This window comes from Demequina sp., from assembly GCA_024707205.1.
Taxonomy (GTDB): Bacteria; Actinomycetota; Actinomycetes; order Actinomycetales; family Demequinaceae; genus Demequina.
Genome location: JANQAD010000001.1, coordinates 1091881 through 1108923, shown reverse-complemented (window position 1 = coordinate 1108923; position 17043 = coordinate 1091881). Strand labels below are relative to the sequence as shown.

General features: G+C 67.7%; 15 protein-coding genes and 1 pseudogene. 6 read left to right on the top strand and 10 right to left on the bottom strand.

Features of this window, described 5'->3' with window-relative positions; all coding sequences use genetic code 11:
* Nucleotides 1-21 precede the first annotated feature (21 nt).
* From NVV57_05695 to trxA, 3 genes and pseudogenes are all read left to right on the top strand, one after another.
* Nucleotides 22-1299 (top strand): hypothetical protein, encoded by a 1278-nt coding sequence (locus tag NVV57_05695; GenBank protein ID MCR6712204.1) that lies wholly within the window; start codon nt 22-24, stop codon nt 1297-1299.
* Between the two features lie 70 nt (nt 1300-1369).
* Nucleotides 1370-2302: pseudogene (trxB, locus tag NVV57_05690) on the top strand (thioredoxin-disulfide reductase).
* Between the two features lie 54 nt (nt 2303-2356).
* A complete protein-coding gene (gene trxA, locus NVV57_05685; protein ID MCR6712203.1) occupies nt 2357-2713 on the top strand; it encodes a thioredoxin in 357 nt (118 codons plus the stop codon).
* On the opposite strand, the gene NVV57_05680 is transcribed toward trxA, so the two are convergent.
* The 6 genes from NVV57_05680 to NVV57_05655 all read right to left on the bottom strand — a co-directional run bounded on the left by NVV57_05680 (nt 2710) and on the right by NVV57_05655 (nt 9702).
* Entirely contained in the window at nt 2710-3474 is a 765-nt protein-coding gene (locus tag NVV57_05680; GenBank protein ID MCR6712202.1) for an SDR family oxidoreductase, read from the bottom strand. The two genes, trxA and NVV57_05680, sit on opposite strands and share 4 nt — an antisense overlap.
* 57 nt (nt 3475-3531) lie before the next feature.
* Complete coding sequence (locus NVV57_05675) at nt 3532-6552, bottom strand: DUF4981 domain-containing protein (GenBank protein ID MCR6712201.1); 3021 nt, start codon at nt 6550-6552, stop codon at nt 3532-3534.
* Nucleotides 6549-7358 carry a carbohydrate ABC transporter permease gene (locus NVV57_05670; GenBank protein MCR6712200.1) on the bottom strand — a complete coding sequence of 270 codons (810 nt, stop codon included), beginning with the start codon at nt 7356-7358 and terminating at the stop codon, nt 6549-6551. Before NVV57_05670 ends, NVV57_05675 begins: the two co-directional genes overlap by 4 nt.
* Entirely contained in the window at nt 7351-7494 is a 144-nt protein-coding gene (locus NVV57_05665; protein MCR6712199.1) for a hypothetical protein, read from the bottom strand. Before NVV57_05665 ends, NVV57_05670 begins: the two co-directional genes overlap by 8 nt.
* Nucleotides 7491-8246 (bottom strand): sugar ABC transporter permease, encoded by a 756-nt coding sequence (locus NVV57_05660; GenBank protein ID MCR6712198.1) that lies wholly within the window; start codon nt 8244-8246, stop codon nt 7491-7493. The genes NVV57_05665 and NVV57_05660 overlap by 4 nt, the downstream gene beginning before the upstream one ends.
* 139 nt (nt 8247-8385) lie before the next feature.
* Nucleotides 8386-9702, bottom strand: coding sequence for an extracellular solute-binding protein (locus NVV57_05655; protein ID MCR6712197.1), 1317 nt, complete (start codon nt 9700-9702; stop codon nt 8386-8388).
* A gap of 425 nt (nt 9703-10127) precedes the next feature.
* On the opposite strand from NVV57_05655, the gene NVV57_05650 reads away from it, so the two are divergent.
* The 3 genes from NVV57_05650 to NVV57_05640 all read left to right on the top strand — a co-directional run bounded on the left by NVV57_05650 (nt 10128) and on the right by NVV57_05640 (nt 13508).
* A complete protein-coding gene (locus NVV57_05650; GenBank protein ID MCR6712196.1) occupies nt 10128-11159 on the top strand; it encodes a LacI family transcriptional regulator in 1032 nt (343 codons plus the stop codon).
* Between the two features lie 71 nt (nt 11160-11230).
* Nucleotides 11231-12550, top strand: coding sequence for a PLP-dependent aminotransferase family protein (locus NVV57_05645; protein ID MCR6712195.1), 1320 nt, complete (start codon nt 11231-11233; stop codon nt 12548-12550).
* 22 nt (nt 12551-12572) lie between these two features.
* The gene (locus NVV57_05640; GenBank protein ID MCR6712194.1) at nt 12573-13508 is read left to right on the top strand and encodes a D-alanine--D-alanine ligase; all 936 of its coding nucleotides are present in this window, start codon (nt 12573-12575) and stop codon (nt 13506-13508) included.
* Between the two features lie 36 nt (nt 13509-13544).
* Here NVV57_05640 and NVV57_05635 read toward each other — a convergent pair whose 3' ends face one another.
* From NVV57_05635 to NVV57_05620, 4 genes are all read right to left on the bottom strand, one after another.
* Entirely contained in the window at nt 13545-14507 is a 963-nt protein-coding gene (locus NVV57_05635; GenBank protein MCR6712193.1) for a ParB/RepB/Spo0J family partition protein, read from the bottom strand.
* Nucleotides 14504-15481, bottom strand: coding sequence for a ParA family protein (locus NVV57_05630; GenBank protein ID MCR6712192.1), 978 nt, complete (start codon nt 15479-15481; stop codon nt 14504-14506). The genes NVV57_05635 and NVV57_05630 overlap by 4 nt, the downstream gene beginning before the upstream one ends.
* Nucleotides 15482-15838: 357 nt before the next feature.
* Complete coding sequence (gene rsmG, locus NVV57_05625; protein ID MCR6712191.1) at nt 15839-16537, bottom strand: 16S rRNA (guanine(527)-N(7))-methyltransferase RsmG; 699 nt, start codon at nt 16535-16537, stop codon at nt 15839-15841.
* A 15-nt stretch (nt 16538-16552) separates the two neighbouring features.
* On the bottom strand, nt 16553-17041 hold the full coding sequence (locus tag NVV57_05620; GenBank protein MCR6712190.1) for a hypothetical protein: 489 nt from the start codon (nt 17039-17041) through the stop codon (nt 16553-16555).
* Between the last annotated feature and the right edge of the window lie 2 nt (nt 17042-17043).

The following is a 17043-nucleotide window of genomic DNA, read 5'->3' as shown; positions in this document are numbered from 1 at the left end:
GATCTCGAGTGGGGGACATTCGTGCTGACCGGAGAGGTGCTCGACGGGCGCTTTGAGGCGCTCGACGCAGCGGACTACGACCTGCCCGGAGTGACCCGTTACAACGGCGTCGACACCCGGCTCAACACTCGAGTTCTTATCGACGAGGTCACGTCCGTGGCCCCCACGGCCGTGCGTCGCGCGGCGCTGCGCTTCATGTCCGTGCGCGACCCCCGGCTCGCGCGCGTCGTTGCCGTCATGGGCGGCTCCGCTGGGGCGCCCACCATCATCGTCTCCGAGCCACTGCAAGGGGTGACGCTGGATGCGATCCTCGCGAAGCGTCGGCTCGATGAAGCGAAGGCGAGCGCCGTGGTCGGCGAGGCCGCGCGCGCCCTGCTCGTCGCCGCCGCCGCTCGCGTTCACCACGGCTGGGTGCGGCCGGCGTGCATCTCTGTGGACAGCAGGGGCCGCGTGATGCTCACCGGCACCGGGGTCGATTCGGAGCTCGCGCTCCAGGCCGGGCTCAGGCGCGGCAAGGGTGAGGGGGCCGACGCCACCGCCCTGTCGCGCGTCTACCTCGCCTGCATCACGGGCAAGGACGCCGACGCCGCCACCGAAGCCGACATTCCTCCCGCGACCTCCGCGGATGCCAGGGCCCTGTGCGAGCGCGTCATCGCCGGCAAGGGCTTCAGCACTCTGACCGACCTCATCGACACGCTCGGCGCGTTCGATACTCGCAAGCTCCGCAACCTCCCTGCGGGGGTGGACTCGCTTCCGCTCTCGCTCACCAAGGCGGCGGAGGCGGAGAAGAAGCGCAAGAGGGACCGTGTCGAGGCGGCCAAGAGGGCGTTCACCGGCCCGCGCGTGACCGCGGGCCTCACCATCACCCGCGAGACGCTCGTCAAGGCCGAGGTCGAGGCCGAAGCGGTGAGCGGCTCGATTCCTCTCGTGGTGGCTGGGGAGCCCGTTGACGTCGCCGCGCCCGCGGAGGAGCTCGAGGACCTCCACGACATACTCACATTCGAGGCGATGGTCGATGAGCAGGTCGCCGTCGCCAAGCCGACCCTCCCCGAGCTGATCTACGGGCGCCTCCACGCGCGCTGGCCCCGTTCTAGGGGAATTACCAGGCGTCTTGAGCGGGCTCAGGACCGAGCTATCAACGGCGGACCCATCAACGCGACGCCCTTCCTCCTGGTGCTCCTGGTCGGCGGGCTCTTCGCCCTCGCGTTCATCGCGTTCGCCACGCTGTCGCAGGGATTCGGCCAAGACGGCAACACCGGGAATCCGGGCGTGTACCCCACGTACTCCTACGGCCCGTGAGTGGTTCGCCGCGGGAACATCGGACCCCTACGATCTGTTACCAAGCCACACCAATCGTGAGGAAGCATCAGTGAGCGACACCCGCAACGTCATCATCATCGGCTCCGGACCCGCCGGCTACACCGCGGCGATCTACGCCGCGCGCGCGGGCCTTCAGCCGCTCGTCATCGCCGGCTCCATCACCGCCGGTGGCGCGCTCATGAACACCACGGAGGTGGAGAACTTCCCCGGCTTCGTCGAGGGCATCCAGGGGCCCGAGCTCATGGAGACGCTCCAGGCGCAGGCGCAGCGGTTCGGCGCCGAGGTGCTCCTTGACGATGTGGTGGAGGCGTCCCTCGAGGGCGACATCAAGACCGTGAAGACCGGCGTCGGCAAGGAGTTCTCGGCGAAGTCCGTGATCCTGGCCATGGGCTCCGCGTATCGCGAGCTGGGCCTCGAGGACGAGAAGCGACTCAGCGGCAAGGGCGTCAGCTGGTGCGCCACGTGCGACGGCTTCTTCTTCCGCGACCAGGAGGTCGTTGTCGTTGGCGGCGGTGACTCCGCGGTCGAGGAGGCGACGTTCCTCACGCGCTTCGCGTCCAAGGTCTACCTTGTGCACCGCCGCGATGAGCTGCGCGCGTCCAAGATCATGGCCGACCGCGCCGCCGCTGACCCCAAGATCGAGTTCGTGTGGAACTCGGAGGTCGTCGGCCTCGACGGCGACATCAAGCTCGCTGGCGTGCGGATCCGCAACCGCGTCACGGGAGATGAGAGCGTTCTTCCTGCTACCGGCCTGTTTGTGGCCATCGGCCACGAGCCGCGCAACGAGCTCGTGAAGGGCGTGATCGACACCGACGCGGCGGGCTACGTGCTCGTCGACGGGCGCACGACGGCCACGAATGTGCGCGGGGTGTTCGCGTGCGGCGACCTCGTGGACAGCCGCTACCGCCAGGCCATCACGGCGGCGGGGTCCGGTTGCGCCGCCGCGCTCGACGCGCAGCACTTCCTCGACGAACTGGCCGACGCTGAGGCGGCTGCCGTTGCCGACGAGGCTGCCGCTGGGGTCGAGACCGGCGCGGTGACCGACCCCGCGGTGGTCGCCGAGGTGGCGACGTCGCCCGTGACCGCCACCGAGGACACCTTCCAGGCGGAGGTCATCCACTCCGACGTTCCCGTGGTCGTGGACTTCTGGGCCACCTGGTGCGGCCCGTGCCGCGCGGTCGCGCCCATTCTTGACGAGCTCGCCGAGGAGTATGCGGGCAAGCTCAAGATCGTGAAGGTGGACACGGACGAGAACCCCAACCTCGCCATGGCGTATGGCGTCACGTCGATTCCGACCATGAACTTCTTCAAGTCGGGAGAGCTCGTGAAGTCGGTCGTCGGTGCTCGACCCAAGCCCGCGCTCACGGCGCTGTTCGAAGAGGTCCTCAGCTAGAAGACCGAGTAGCCACCGTCCACGGTGAGCACCGATCCGGTGATGAAGCTCGCGGCGGGGCTCGCGAGAAACACCACGGTGGGCGCGATCTCGTCGGCGGTTGCCGCGCGCTGCATGGGCGCGTCCTCGATCCAATAGCGCTTGAACTCCGGCCTGTGCAGCGGCGTCATCTCGGTGGCGACGTAGCCGGGTGCCACGGCATTCACGCGGATGCCGGCCGGCGCCCACTCCGCGGCCAGCGATCTCGTCAGGTGGTGCACGGCGGCCTTGGACGCGTTGTACGCGGGCTGCCACTGCGGGCGGTTGACGATCGCTCCGGACATTGAGCCGATGTTGACGATGCTGCCCACACCGCTCTCTGCCAGGTGAGGGTACGCCGCGACGCTCAGCTTGAAGACCGCCTTGACGTTGAGGTCCATGACGGTGTCCCACTCGTCGTCGGTGACGTCTACGGACGCGTTGTGGAAGCACGCGCCCGCGTTGTTGACGAGGATGTCGAGGCCGCCGAGCGCCTCGACGGCGGCCGCGACCACGCGCTCCGGGGCCCCGCTCTCGGTGATGTCCGCCGCGAGCGCGGTGACCCCCGCGGGGCTGCCCATCTCCGCGATGGCCTGCGCATTGACTTCGGCGTCCCGCGACACGAACATCACGTCCGCGCCCGCCTCGCGCAGCGCGACCACCTGTTCGAATCCGAGGCCCCTGTTTCCACCGGTCACGAGAGCGCGCCTGCCGGCCAGCGAGAACTTGTCCAGAACACCCATGCGCCAAGCCAAGCACACAGCGGAGCGAGTCGCAGGGCGACCAACGCGCAGGGTGACTTACCTTCCCTGCACCCCCTGGAAGCTGAAACGGAAGCTCAGCGGTCCCGTCGGGAGCTCGAACTCGGGGTGTGTCATGGCGCCCCACGAGTTGTCGCCGCCCACTCCCCTGCGCGCGAGCGCGGGACGCACCGTGGTGCGGTGAATCGGCGGCAGCTCGTTGGGGTGCAGCGCGTTCTCGACCTCGTGCGGGGTCCAGGGCAGCGCCGAGAACTCCATCCCCTCGGCACACTCGAAACGCAGGCCGACGCCGTGGTCGTCAACGACCTCGGCCCACCGCACGCCCGTGCGGCTTCCCGATTCCTGCGGACGGACATAGGGCGTGAGCGCATCGTGCACGTCGGCCTCCCACACCCCGAGCCGCGCCGAGCCCCGACGGTCCGCGTAGGACTCATGCGGACCGTCGCCGTACCAGCGCCAACGGCGCACGCTCGCGTCCACGGTGATGGGGAACCCGAACTCCGGCGGAGCGAGCAGCCCCTCGCCAGGATCCAGGGTCACGTGCACCTCTACGCGGCCGTCGCCGAACACTCGGTACGCGACCGTCGAGGTGCTTGGCGGGGACGTCGGGAGGTCGTACTCGAAGCCAAGTTCAACGGAGTCCTCGTGCTGCATCACCGTGGGCCACTGGGCGCCGCGCCGCGGTTGTGCGTAGCGCGAGGCCAGCAGCCAGTGACCGTCCCGCGCTGGCATGCCCCAACCGCGCTCATTAGAAGTCGGGGCATGCCAGAAGCTGGGGAAGGGACGATCCCGCAGCAGCTCCGTACCGCCCCCATCGGGGCTTCCAATGCGGTAGGAGACGAGGGTGCCATAGAGGCGGGAGAAGAGGGCGGAGAAGTTCTCGCCGTGCACGCCCACGTTGTGAATCCCGTTCGCGACCCGCGGCGGCGGTGAGGCGCCTACGGGAGCCGAGGCGGCGTCGGGCGTGAAGACCTCCTGCTGCCAGCCGACCACATAGCCAGCGGGCGCCCAGGCGGTGGCCGCGCGCAGCCGATACTCGGCCGTCACGGTAAACTCGCCGCCGTCGGTGGGCAGAGCGAAGGGAAGCGGATAGGTCTCGCTGCTGCCCGCCGCCACGGCGGTGTCGGTCACGACGATCGCGAGCGACTCGCCCTCCCGGGCCAGCTCTACGCGCAGGTCGACGTCACCCGTGCTGGTGAACAGGCGCCGGTTCTCGATCGTCACGCCTTCCGAGTCGATTCGCGTGCGGAAGGGCTGGTAGAGGTACCGCATCTCCTCGTAGGCGGGCTTGGTGGAGCGGTCGGCGAAGACGATGCCGTTCGCGCTGAAGTCGTAGTCGGTGGGGGCCTCGCCGAAGTCGCCGCCGTAGCCCTCAAAGGGGACTCCGTAACGGTCAACGAGGGGAAGCGCCTGGTCCGCGAAGTCCCAGATGAAGCCGCCCTGGAAGTGCGGCTCCCGGTCGGCGAGGTCCAGGTACTTGTCCACGGCGCCGAACGAGTTGCCCATCGAGTGCGCGTACTCGCACAGGATGAACGGCTTGTCCCTGTGCACCGCCAGGTGCGCCTCGATGTCCGCGGCCGGCGTGTACATCTGGCTCGTGATGTCCGAGGTGTGCGGAAAGCGCGTGTCCCACTGAACGCCCTCGTAATGCACGGGACGCGAGGAATCGGCCTTGTGGAAGTACTCGGAGACCTCGAGCAGCAGCCCGCCCCCGTAGGACTCGTTGCCGCACGACCAGATGACCACGCTCGGGTGGTTCTTGTCCCGCTCGACCATGCTCTCCGCGCGGTCCAACAGGGCCGCGCGCCACTCCGGCCTGTCGCCGGGAAGCGCCTCCTCGATCGGAGCGCCCCCCATCGCGATGCGGTCCCACATCGCGTGGGTCTCGAGATTCATCTCGTCGATGACGTAGAGGCCGTAGCGGTCGCACAGTGCGTAGAACGCGCTCGAGTTTGGGTAGTGGCTGGTGCGCACCGCGTCGATGTTTCCGCGCTTGATGATGCGGATGTCCTCTTCGATCTCGTCCGCGGTCATCGCGCGCCCGTTGCGGCCGAACTCGTGCCGGTTCACGCCGTGGAACACCACGCGCTTGCCGTTCACGAGGAAGATTCCGTCCACGATCTGCACACGCCGCAGCCCGACGGACTGGGTCACCACCTCCGTGACCTCACCCTTGTCGTCGATCACCTCGAGCACAAGCGTGTACAGGAACGGGTCCTCCGCGCTCCACAGGTGAGGCGCGCCGAACTGGACGGCCAGCCTGCTCGCCCCAGCGTCGGACAGCTGCCCGACTCCTTCAAGCGTGGCGCGAACCGTGCCGCTGCCCGCGAGCCTCAGGTCAATGGCGACCTCGGCGCCGCCGAAGTCGTCGCTCAGGGTGGTCGTCACGCGGATGTCCTCGAGGTGCGCGGCGGGACGGCGATAGAGGACCACGTCGCGGAAGATCCCGGAGAACCGGAAGAAGTCCTGGTCCTCGAGCCATGAGCCGGAGGTCCACTTGAACACCTGCGCGGCGAGGCGGTTGGCGCCCTCCGAGAGGTGCGGGGTGAGGTCGAATTCCGACGGGGTGAAAGAGTCCGTGGCCCATCCCACGTACGTGCCGTTGCACCACACGGCGATGCCGCTCTCGGCGCCGTGGAACATCACGGACAGGCGCTCGCCATCACCCAGGGGCGCGTCGAGCTCGAAGTCACGAACATAGCTGCCGACGGGATTCCAGACCTGGGGCACCTCGCCGGGAGTGACCTCCTCGAGGCCATCCCACGGGTACTGGACGTTCGAGTACTGCGGTCGGTCGTGGCCCTGGAGCTGAATGTGCCCGGGGACCGCGATCTCCTCCCACGCCTCCACGTCGAACCCCGGCCGCTCGAAGCCGGGCACCGTGGCGCCCGGGTTCGCGGCGAAGTGGAACTTCCACGCGCCGTTCAGCGACTGCTCAAAGCCGCTGGTGCCGGCGTCGGCCTCCCCGCGGTCACGGAACCAGCGATGGTCCGAATGAGCGGGAAGCCTGTTGTGGTTGATGAACTCCGGGTCGCTGATGCGGCGAACGTCAAAGATCACTTGACAGCCCCCGTGAAGCCCTGGACGAAGCTCCGCTGGAGCAGCAGGAACAGGATGATCGTCGGGAGCGACGCGATGAGCACCGCGAGCATGAGCGCGCCGTAGTCCGTCACGTAGCCGGACAGCAGGTTGGAGATGAGCATCGGCATGGTCTGGTAATCGTTGTTGAGCAGAATCACCTTGGGCCACAGGAAGTTGTTCCAGGCCGCGAGGAAGGTGATGACGGTCGCCGCGACGTAGGCGGAGCGCATCGTGGGGATGAACATGCGGAAGAAGATGCTGAGCTCGCCGAGCCCGTCCATGCGCGCGGCCTCGATGATCTCGTGCGGGAAGCTGCGTGCCGTCTGGCGGAACATGAGCACCAGGAACGGCGTGGCGATCACGGGCAGCACCACGGCGAGCGTCGAGTTCACCAGCCCCAGCTTCGCGAAGACCTGGAACAGCGGGATCATCGTGGCAGCGAAGGGGATCATGATCGTCAGCAGCAGCACCCACATGAGGCGGTCCTTGGCCTTCGAGTGGTAAACCTCGAACCCGTAGCCCGCGATCGAGCTCACGATCAGCGCGAACACCGTGGTCACCACCGCGTTGACCGTGGAGTGGTAGAAGGCGCTGCCGACGTCCTGCATGGCGAAGAGGCCCTTGATGTTGTCAATCAGGTGGCCACCTGGCGTGAGCTGGGAGGCCAGGACATCCTGGCTGGTATTCGTGGCAGAGACCGCCATGAAGTACAGCGGGAACACCGACAGCACCGCCGCGATGCCAAGGAATACGTAACGGCCCATCGGCCGCAGCACGCTAGTCACGCTTGTCTCCCAGTCGTACCTGAATGGCGGCGAAGATCGCCACCAGAATGAGAATGACGTAGGACATGGCGGCGCCATATCCGAAGTTGGGGTTCCGGTGGAACGACACCTCGTAGAGGTAGTGCGACATCGTCATCGATGTATACGCCGCCCACCGCCGGTGAGGTTGTATGACTCGTCGAAGAGCTGAATAGTGCCGTTCGTCGAGATGATGACCGTGAGCAGGATGATCGGGCGCATCTGCGGCATCGTCACCGACCAGAAGGTCCGGATGGGGCCGGCGCCGTCGAGCTTGGCCGCCTCATGCGTGCCCGGCTCGATGTTCTGCAGCGCAGCCAAGTACAGGATCATGTTGAAGCCCGTCCAGCGCCACAGCAGGCCGAGCACGATGACCAGGCGAGCCGTGTTGGTCTGGCCGAGCCAATTCACCGGCGCGTCGATGATGTGCAGCCTGGTCAGCAGGTCGTTGATGAAGCCGTCATTGGCGAACATCGTGCGGAACACGATCGCGTACGACACCAGCGACGTCGCGACCGGAAGGAAGATCGCCGTGCGCCACATGCCGCGGAACCGCAGCGTCGGCGAGTTGAGCATGTTGGCGAGCAGCATCGCGAGACCCAGCATGATCGGCACCTGCACGATCAGGTAGATCAGCGTGGTCAGCAGCGTCTGCTTGAAGATGTCGTCGTGCAGCAGCCGCTCGTAGTTGTACCAGAGCGGGTCAGCGAGCGAGAGCTTGTTCCCGCGACCCGTCTTGAACGACAGGATGAACGCCTGAATCATTGGCCAGAAGTTCATGAGCGCGATCAGGATGGCCGCGGGGGCGATGAACGCCCAGCCCGTAAGGCTCCGGCGCCGCGCCATGGCGGACATCTTTGGCTTTGGCACGCGGCCCGACGCTGGTGCCGGTTTCGCGCTCGGTGCTAGTACGTCTTGTGTCAGCTCTGACACTGCCTACTCCCTTGACTCGCAGTGGCCTGTGCGGGGGAGGGGGCGGCGGACCAGCCCCCTCCCCTTTCAGCAGGTGTTACTGCATTGCGAATTCGACGGTCTCCTGCGCCTTCTGGAAGGCGGTAGCGGGATCCGCTCCGTTCACAATCTCGGTCAGCGCGGCGCTGACGGCGTCGCGAGCCTCGTAGTAGTAGACGCCCGTGTTGTTCGAGGGCACCTTGCCCGCGAAGCCGACGACCTTCTGGAAGATGGCGTCGCCACCCCAGAACTCCTGCGGCTGCGCGTACACATCGCTCTCACCGGCGGGCAGCCAGTTGGCGAGCGCTCCCGTGGACGGGAGGATCGCGTCGTAGAACTCGGTGGAACCGGCGAACGTCTCGTTCAGGAAGTCCTGAGCCAGCGCAACGTCTGCCGTGGAGCTGACGGCCCATGACGAGCCGCCGTTTGCCGAGTAGTTGGTGGCACCGGCCACGCCGTCGAGGCTCGGCAGGTTGGTCATTCCCCACTTGCCCGACTGGTCCTCAGCGGACTGGATGGAGCCGACGATCCACACGCCGTTGATGGTGCCCGCGACGTTGCTGTTCACGAGCGTGCCGATGTACTCGTCCCACGAGTTGACTTCGAGGAACGTGCCGTCCTTGACCATCTGCGTGTAGACCTGAGCGGCCTTCGTCAGCGCGTCGTTGTTGGCGATGGTCGGGTTGCCGTCCGCGTCGAACAGGCTCGCGCCAGCGGACTGCAGCATCATCATGACCATGTCAGAGGACCCTGCCTGGCCGGACAGCATTGGCTGACCCGTCTTCGCGAGCACGTCCTTGGCCTTGGTCATGTAGTCGCTCCACGTGATGTCCGTGAAGTCGTCGACCGTGTAGCCGGCCTGCTGCAGGACGTCGGTGCGGAGGGCGTCGATCGCCGTGCCGTTATCGAACGGAACGCCGAAGTTGGCGCCGTCGACGGTCGAGTAGGCCGTCACGCCAGCCGGGAACTCGCTGTAGTCAACGTCCGAGCCCGAGAAGTCGGAGAACAGGTCCGGGTAGTTGATGACGTTCTTCTGGAAGGCGTTGTTCTGCACCAGGAAGATGTCGGGGAGCTCGTCGTACGTCTGGGACTGCGCGATCGTGGTGAGCTTGGTCTGGAGGTCATCCCACGGGGTCTCCACGATGTTGAGCTTGAAGTCCGGGTGGTCCTGCTGGTAGATCTTCTCGGCCTCCTGGAGCGCGGCGATGTTGAACGCCGGGTCCCACGCCCACACGGTGAGCTCGTTGCCTTCCGGTTCGCCGTTTCCGCCACCGCCGCCGGTCGCGTCGTCAGTGCTGTTGCCGCTGCACGCGGCGAGCGCGAGGGTCGCGACGGCCGTCGCCGCCACCACAGCGCCTTTTCGGATTCTCTTCACTTGTTGTACCCCTTTGAGTCGCCATGACCCGGACCACTGGGAGCTCCACGTCGAGCACCCGCCGGGGATCAACAGCTCGTTCACGTTTACGTCACCATTGACGAAAAGTCCCTGCAGACTTCGTTGTCGCTGGATTGGTACAGGCCGAACTGTTAACGTCAACATAGCGTCAGGATCGGCGCGAGTGCGAGCCCGGTTTGGTCACAATCCGGTAACAGGCATTGGGGAGACTGCCACGCCAAACGCCCGCTCGGCGCCGGAAATGTGGCATTTGCAGGCGTGTTAGCGCACGCCAAACCGCGACGGAACCACGACTCAACCGCGAGCAAACGGGCCGGAAAACGGGACTGTTTGCAGCGTCGGGCCGGAAGCCCGCGGGCCCGGGGGCGGTGCGGGCGACGGCGGGGCGCGCCTAGACTCCCACCATGCCGGCCTCAGGAGCACGCGGCGCCCGCAAGCGGGGCCCCACCATTGCCGACGTCGCCCGCCTGGCTGGCGTTTCGGCCCAGACCGTGTCCCGGACCGCGACCGGCGCCGAGTACGTCAGCCCGGACACCCGCGACCGCGTGCTGCGCGCGATGGACCAGCTTGGCTACTCCCCCAACCGTGCAGCGAGGGCGCTCCGCAACGGCCACTACGGGACCATCGGGCTGCTCGCACACGACTTCCGGCGCACCGGCGAGGCGCTCACGACCGACGCCGTGCTCCGCGCCGCCCACGACGAGGACTACACGGTGACGCTGCTCACCGTGCCGACGGCCGACACGGGCGACTGGACCCCGGCGGCCGCCCGCCTCCAGCACCAGACCGTCGACGGCCTCATCATCATCAGGGCGGAGGGTGGATCGGCGGACCTGATCGCGCTCCCGCCGCGCTTCCCCGTCGCGGTCTCGGACTCGCGCGCGGCCGGCCTCTACCCCTGCGTGGTGGCCGACGAGGCCGCCAGCGTGCGTGCGGCGGTTGAGCACCTGCTCGCCCTTGGCCATGCCACCGTGCACCTCGTCGCCGGCCCGGTGGACTCCGAGCCCGCTCGCTTGCGAACGGTCGGGTGGCGGGCCGCGCTCGAGCGGGCGGGCGTCGCCCCACCCAAGCCGATCGTCGGCGACTGGACGGTCGACTCCGGCCACCGCGCCGGCCAGATCCTCGCGGACGACCCGAGCGTCACCGCCGTCGTGTGCGCAAACGACGAGATGGCCATCGGCCTGATGGCCGCCCTCCAAGCGGCGGGGCGAACGGTGCCCGACGACGTGTCGGTCGTGGGATTCGACGACATCGCGCTAGCGCGGTTCGCCAGCCCTGCCCTCACGACGGTTCGCCAGGACTTCAACCGCATGGGCGCCGAGCTCGTACGGCTCGTGCTCGATCAGGTGCGCGGCCAGTCGCCCGACACCACCCCGCATATCGTGATCCCCACCGAACTGATCCTGCGCGGATCCACCGCCTCGCCGCGCAGGTGACCACGGCGTCGGACGACGGCATCGGACCAGAGCGTCCGGCCTGCTAGGCGCCGCATGCGACAATTCTGGGCATGAATGAGAGCACGCCTCGCGTGCCCCGGGCCACCGAGGGCACGCGCCTCGACCCTTGGTTCGACTCCTACGCAGCACGCGCGCACCAGATGCGCGCCTCGGAGATCCGCGCTCTCTTCGCCGTCGCAAGCCGACCAGAGGTGGTCTCGCTCGCCGGTGGCATGCCGTACATCGGCGGTCTTCCGCTTGCCGACATCGGCGAGATGATGAACCGCATCGTGAGCGAGCGCGGCGAGGTCGCGCTGCAGTACGGGTCCGGTCAGGGCGACCCTCAGCTGCGCGAGCAGATCACGCACGTGATGGCGCTCGAGGGCATCACGGCGCACCCAGACGACGTTGTGGTCACCACGGGTTCCCAGCAGGCCCTGGACCTCGTCACCAACATCTTCATCGACCCGGGCGACGTCGTGGTCGCCGAGGCCCCGTCGTACGTTGGGGCGCTCGGCGTCTTCCGTGCTCGGGAGGCCGAGGTGGTGCACGTGCCCATGGACGCCGACGGTCTTGTCCCGTCCGCGCTCGAGGAGACGCTTGCCTCGCTCGCCGCCGCGGGGCGCCGGGTCAAGTTCCTCTACACGGTGCCCAACTATCACAACCCCGCGGGCGTCACGCTGAGCCTCGAGCGGCGGCCGCAGATCGTCGATATCTGCGCCCGCTTTGGGGTGCTGATTCTTGAGGACAACCCGTACGGGCTGCTCGGCTTCGATCGCGAGCCGCTCCCCGCTCTGCGCTCGCTGAGCCCCGAAGGGGTCGTTTACCTGGGGTCTTTCTCCAAGACCTTCGCCCCGGGGTATCGCGTTGGGTGGGCTGTCGCGCCGCACGCGGTGCGCGAGAAGCTCGTCCTCGCGTCGGAGGCGGCCATCCTGTCGCCCTCCAACATCTCGCAGATGGCGATCTCGACCTACCTGGATCACTTCGATTGGCAGGGGCAGATCAAGGCGTTCCGCGAGCAGTATCGCGAGCGCAGGGACGCGATGATCTCGTCGCTGCAGGAGTTCATCCCCGAGGCAACGTGGAATGTGCCGGACGGCGGCTTCTACGTGTGGGTCAAGCTCCCCGAGGGGCTCGACGCCAAGGCCATGCTCCCCCGCGCGGTCACGGCCCGCGTGGCGTACGTCGCGGGCACCGCGTTCTTCACCGACGGGTCCGGCGCCGACTTCATGAGGCTGAGCTACTGCTATCCGACGCCCGAGCGCATCCGCGAGGGGGTTCGCCGTCTCGCGGGCGTGGTGGAGGCCGAACTCGAGACCGTGCGGATCTTCGGCACAGCGGGCGGGTCCCGCTCGGAGATCGTGGACTTCCCCTCACCCGATTTGGCCTAGGCAGAATTCTAAGGAGGCTGGCATGGACGTGATGATCCTGGCAGGGGGCCTGTCACACGAACGCGATGTGTCGCTGCGCTCCGGCAGGCGCGTGCAGGAGGCGCTGCGTGCGCTCGGCGACACCGTCACCGTGCACGACGTTGACCCGTCCCTGATCCCCTCCTTGCGCGAGGAGAAGCCTCAGGTGGTCTGGCCCATCGTTCACGGCGCCTCGGGCGAGGACGGCTCGCTCCAAGGCCTCCTCGAGCTCCTGGGGCTCCCGTTCGTGGGCACCGCGGCCAAGGAGGCTCGCGTGGCGTGGGTGAAGTCGGTTGCCAAGGCCGTGCTCGGCCGAGTCGGCATCACGACGCCCGACTTCGTCACCCTGCCGCAGTCGCTGTTCCTCGAGGTCGGGGCCGAGCAGGTGATGGACGTGCTCGCCACGAACTTTGGACTGCCGGTGGTCGTCAAGCCCGCCCGCGGGGGCTCGGCGCTCGGCGTATCCCTCGTGACCGAGCGCGGCCAGCTGCCACAGGCGCTCGTGCACTGCTTCGCGTACGGAGACATGGCGCTGATCGAGCGCGCCGTGACCGGTACTGAGGTCGCCGTGTCCGTGATCGGCACGGGAGACTCCGCAAGGGCACTGCCCGCCGTGGAGATCGTGTGCGAGGGCGCCTACGACTACGACGCCCGCTACAACCCCGGCCGCGTCGAGTACTTCGCTCCTGCGCGCCTCGACGAGGCCACCGCGAAGGCCGTGGAGGCCGCGGCGCTCCTGACGCACCGCGTGATGGGGCTGCGCGACCTCTCGCGCATCGACATCATCGTGGCCGCCGACGGCACGCCGAACGTGATCGACATCAATGTGGCGCCAGGGCTCACCGAGGTGTCGCTGTTCCCGCAGGCGGTTGCCGCCGCGGGCTTGGAGCTAGGCGAGCTCTACCGCGAGATCATCATCGCGGCTGCCGAGCGCGCCTAGACGGTCAACCTGCGGCCGCGCGGCGGATCGCAGGACCTACGAGAACACCCCCGGGTCTTCGGGGTCGATGATCCCGATGATCCGGTTGAGGTCCTCCACGGTCGCGAACTCGATCGCCACCGCACCCTTTGATCGGCCGAGCGTGACCTTCACCCGCGTGTCGAGGTGGTCGCCGAGTCGCGCTGCAAGGTCGTCGAGGGCCGCTGTGTGGCCGCCTGCGCGCACGGAGCCCTTCTTTGCCTTCGGCGCCTCCACCCCGAGCGCTACGGCCTCCTCCGTGGCGCGCACGGAGAGGCCCTCGTTGACTATGCGCTGCGCCAGGTGATCCATGGCCTCCGGGTCGTCGAGCCCAAGAAGCGCCCGAGCGTGGCCCGCGCTGAGCACGCCTGCGGCCACGCGGGTCTGCACCTTGGGCGGGAGCTTGAGCAGGCGCAGGGTGTTCGAGATCTGTGGCCGCGAGCGGCTGATGCGCTCGGCGAGCTGCTCGTGGGTGAGGGCGAAGTCGTCGATGAGCTGCTGGTACGCGGCGGCCTCTTCGAGCGGATTCAGCTGCGAACGGTGCAGGTTCTCGACGAGCGCATCGCGCAGCAGGTTGGTGTCGTCCGTGTCCCTGATGATCGCCGGAATGGTGGCTAGACCAGCGGCTTTGGTGGCGCGCAGGCGGCGCTCGCCCATGATGAGCTCGTAGCCGTCGCCGGCCGGCCGCACCACAACGGGCTGGAGGACGCCGATCTCCTTGATGGATCCGATCAGCTCGCTGAGTGCGTCCTCGTCGAAGACCTCGCGCGGCTGCCGCGGGTTCGGGATGATGCTCGCGACGTCGAGCTGCGCAAAGCGCGCGCCAGGCACGGGTACGAGCTCCACCTCGCTCGTGCGCGGCGAGTCACCGCCGAAGAAGACATCGCGGGGGCGGTCTACCCGCACCTCCGCCGTCTCCGTTGTGGCCTCAGTAGGTATGAGGGCGCCTAGCCCGCGTCCCAATCCGCGCTTGGTGCTCACGTGCTGTCTCCTGGGTCTCGAGAGGCGATGTCCGACGCTATCGCCAGATAGGCGACAGCGCCCGGCGAGTGAGGGTCGTGGGTCATGACGGTTTGGCCGAAACTTGGGGCCTCGGATACCCGGACTGAGCGCGGAATTGTCGTTTCCAGCGTCTGCTCCGGAAAGTGCGTACGGACCTCGTCGGCGACGTCGCGGGCGAGGTTGGTGCGAGCGTCGTACATCGTCAGCACGATCGTCGAGACGTGCAGGTCCCTGTTGAGATGCTTCTGGACCATCTCCACGGTCCGCATGAGCTGGGTCAACCCCTCGAGCGCGTAGTACTCGCACTGGATCGGGATCAGCACCTCCCCTGCGGTGACCATCGCGTTGAGGGTGAGCAGCCCCAGGCTCGGCGGACAGTCGATGAAGACGTAGTCCAGATCCTTGCCCGCCCCTGCGAGAAGGTCCTTGAGCGCATCGTGAAGCCGGAACTCGCGGCGCACCATCGATACCAGTTCGATGTCGGCGCCCGCCAGGTCGATCGTGGCCGGCACGCACCACAGGGTGCGGACGTGGGGAGATCGCTGCGCGACGCGGGCGAGTGGCACCTCGTCGAGCAGCACGTCGTAGATCGACGGGGTGCCGCTGTGGTGGGACACGCCAAGCGCCGTCGACGCGTTCCCCTGCGGGTCCGCGTCGATGACGAGCACGTTGGCCCCGTGCTGGGCGAGAGCCGCCGCGAGATTGACCGAGGTGGTGGTCTTCCCGACGCCGCCCTTCTGGTTGGAGACCGCGAAGACCCTGGTCCGCTTTGGTCTAGGGAAGTCTCGTGACTCGAGCTCCCTGCGCAGGCGCTCCGTGGCGATCATCTCGGCCGCGAGAGGGCTGTCATCGCTCACGCCGAGCCCGGCGAACGCGTCGCCCGGCGATGGCGCTGTTTCACGTGAAACGTCGGCTGGGGGTAGTGGGTCGCGGCCACCGGGCTCGGCGGGCAGCCCATCGGAGGGCTGTTCGTCCGCGAGGCCCTCTTCGACAGGGCCTTCATCGACCAACTCCGCGACGACGAGCTCGTTCACCGAGTCCTCGGTGAGGCCAGTGGCGACTACGGAATACGCGGGCATCTCGGCGCGGTGATGCGCGTTCTCGCGTTCCGACACGTAGGAGCCCTCCCTGCCTTCAAGACAATGTTTCACGTGAAACGGTGCCGCCGCAACCTGGCCGCGAAGGCGAACGTCCGTGACATAGATGACCGACTCTACCGGCCCGATCCCGCTTGTGGAGACCCCGGGGGATAACTCCGATCTGCGCACGAAAACGCTGTGGACAGCGCTGGGGACGCAGGTGCGGCGTCGCTAGGCGCGGGCTAGCGTGACGACGGTCGTCGCCTCAAGGCCGGGCACGGTTGGAGCGCTGTGAACCTCACCGACGAGGCCGGCGCGGCGCAACACGTACTTGGCCTTCTCGAGCTCCTCGGCGGCGCTCCTGCCCTTGAGGAGCGCCATGCGCCCGCCGGGCGCCAGCAGCGGCGCCGACCACTTGACGAGCTTGTCGATCGAGGCGACGGCGCGCGCCGTCACGACGTCACCCTCGACGGCATCCCGGACCTCTTCGGCGCGACCGCGCAGCACCGTCACGCCCCTCAATCCGAGCGTCTCCGCGGCCTCGCGCAGCCAGGCGCAGCGGCGGTCCATGGGCTCCACGAGCACCACACGGCGCTCGGGCTCCATCGACGCGATGACAAGACCAGGAAGTCCGGCTCCCGAGCCGATATCGACCACCACACCATCGCCGAGGAAGGGGACCACGGCTGCAGAATTGAGGAGGTGTCGCTCCCATATGCGCCCTAGCTCGCGTGGGCCGATCAGTCCGCGGAGTTCTCCCTGGTCGGCGAGCAGCAACCCGAAGGCCCTAACGGCGTCGTAGCGGTCGCCAAGGTACGCGCGGACCTCTGGCGCTCCATCTAGCGGATCAGTGCCGAGGTCACGAACACCGCCGGCTTCAACACCACCGGCCCCAACGCCGCTGCCCTCAACGCCACCGTCACCGCTCATGTTTCACGTGAAACGTCAGGCCTTGGCGAGCACGACCACGTAGCGGTTCGGCTCCTCGCCCTCGGACTCGGAGGCAAGCCCGGACTCGAGCACGACGTCGTGAACCACCTTGCGCTCGTATGCGTTCATCGGCTTCATGGCCACGCGCTCCGCCCCGCCGTTCACCTCGGCGATCGCCTCGCGAGCCTGCTCCGCGAGACGCTCGCGGCGGCCGGCGCGGAAGTCCGCGATGTCGAGCATGAGGCGGCTGAGCTCGCCGGTCTCGGACTGCACCGCGAGGCGCGCCAGATCCTGCAGCGCGTCGAGAACCTCACCGTCGGGACCAACGAGGCGCTTGAGGTTCTGGTTGGGGCCCTCGGACACGATGGCCACCTTGGCGCGCCCAGCCTCCACCGAGATGTCGATGTCGCCGTCCATATCAAGGATGTCGAGCAGCTCCTCGAGGAAGTCGGCGGCGGCATCGCCCTCGGCGTCGAGTTTGGCGCGCGAAGTCTCTTCGGTCATGG

What these genes read in the sequence shown, in the direction of transcription:
- NVV57_05680 (MCR6712202.1), bottom strand. Translation starts at nt 3,474, where the DNA reads ATGGGTGTTCTGGACAAGTTCTCGCTGGCCGGCAGGCGCGCTCTCGTG.
- NVV57_05665 (MCR6712199.1), bottom strand. Translation starts at nt 7,494, where the DNA reads ATGACGATGTCGCACTACCTCTACGAGGTGTCGTTCCACCGGAACCCC.
- NVV57_05650 (MCR6712196.1), top strand. Translation starts at nt 10,128, where the DNA reads ATGCCGGCCTCAGGAGCACGCGGCGCCCGCAAGCGGGGCCCCACCATT.
- NVV57_05645 (MCR6712195.1), top strand. Translation starts at nt 11,231, where the DNA reads ATGAATGAGAGCACGCCTCGCGTGCCCCGGGCCACCGAGGGCACGCGC.
- NVV57_05640 (MCR6712194.1), top strand. Translation starts at nt 12,573, where the DNA reads ATGGACGTGATGATCCTGGCAGGGGGCCTGTCACACGAACGCGATGTG.
- rsmG (MCR6712191.1), bottom strand. Translation starts at nt 16,537, where the DNA reads ATGAGCGGTGACGGTGGCGTTGAGGGCAGCGGCGTTGGGGCCGGTGGT.
- NVV57_05620 (MCR6712190.1), bottom strand. Translation starts at nt 17,041, where the DNA reads ATGACCGAAGAGACTTCGCGCGCCAAACTCGACGCCGAGGGCGATGCC.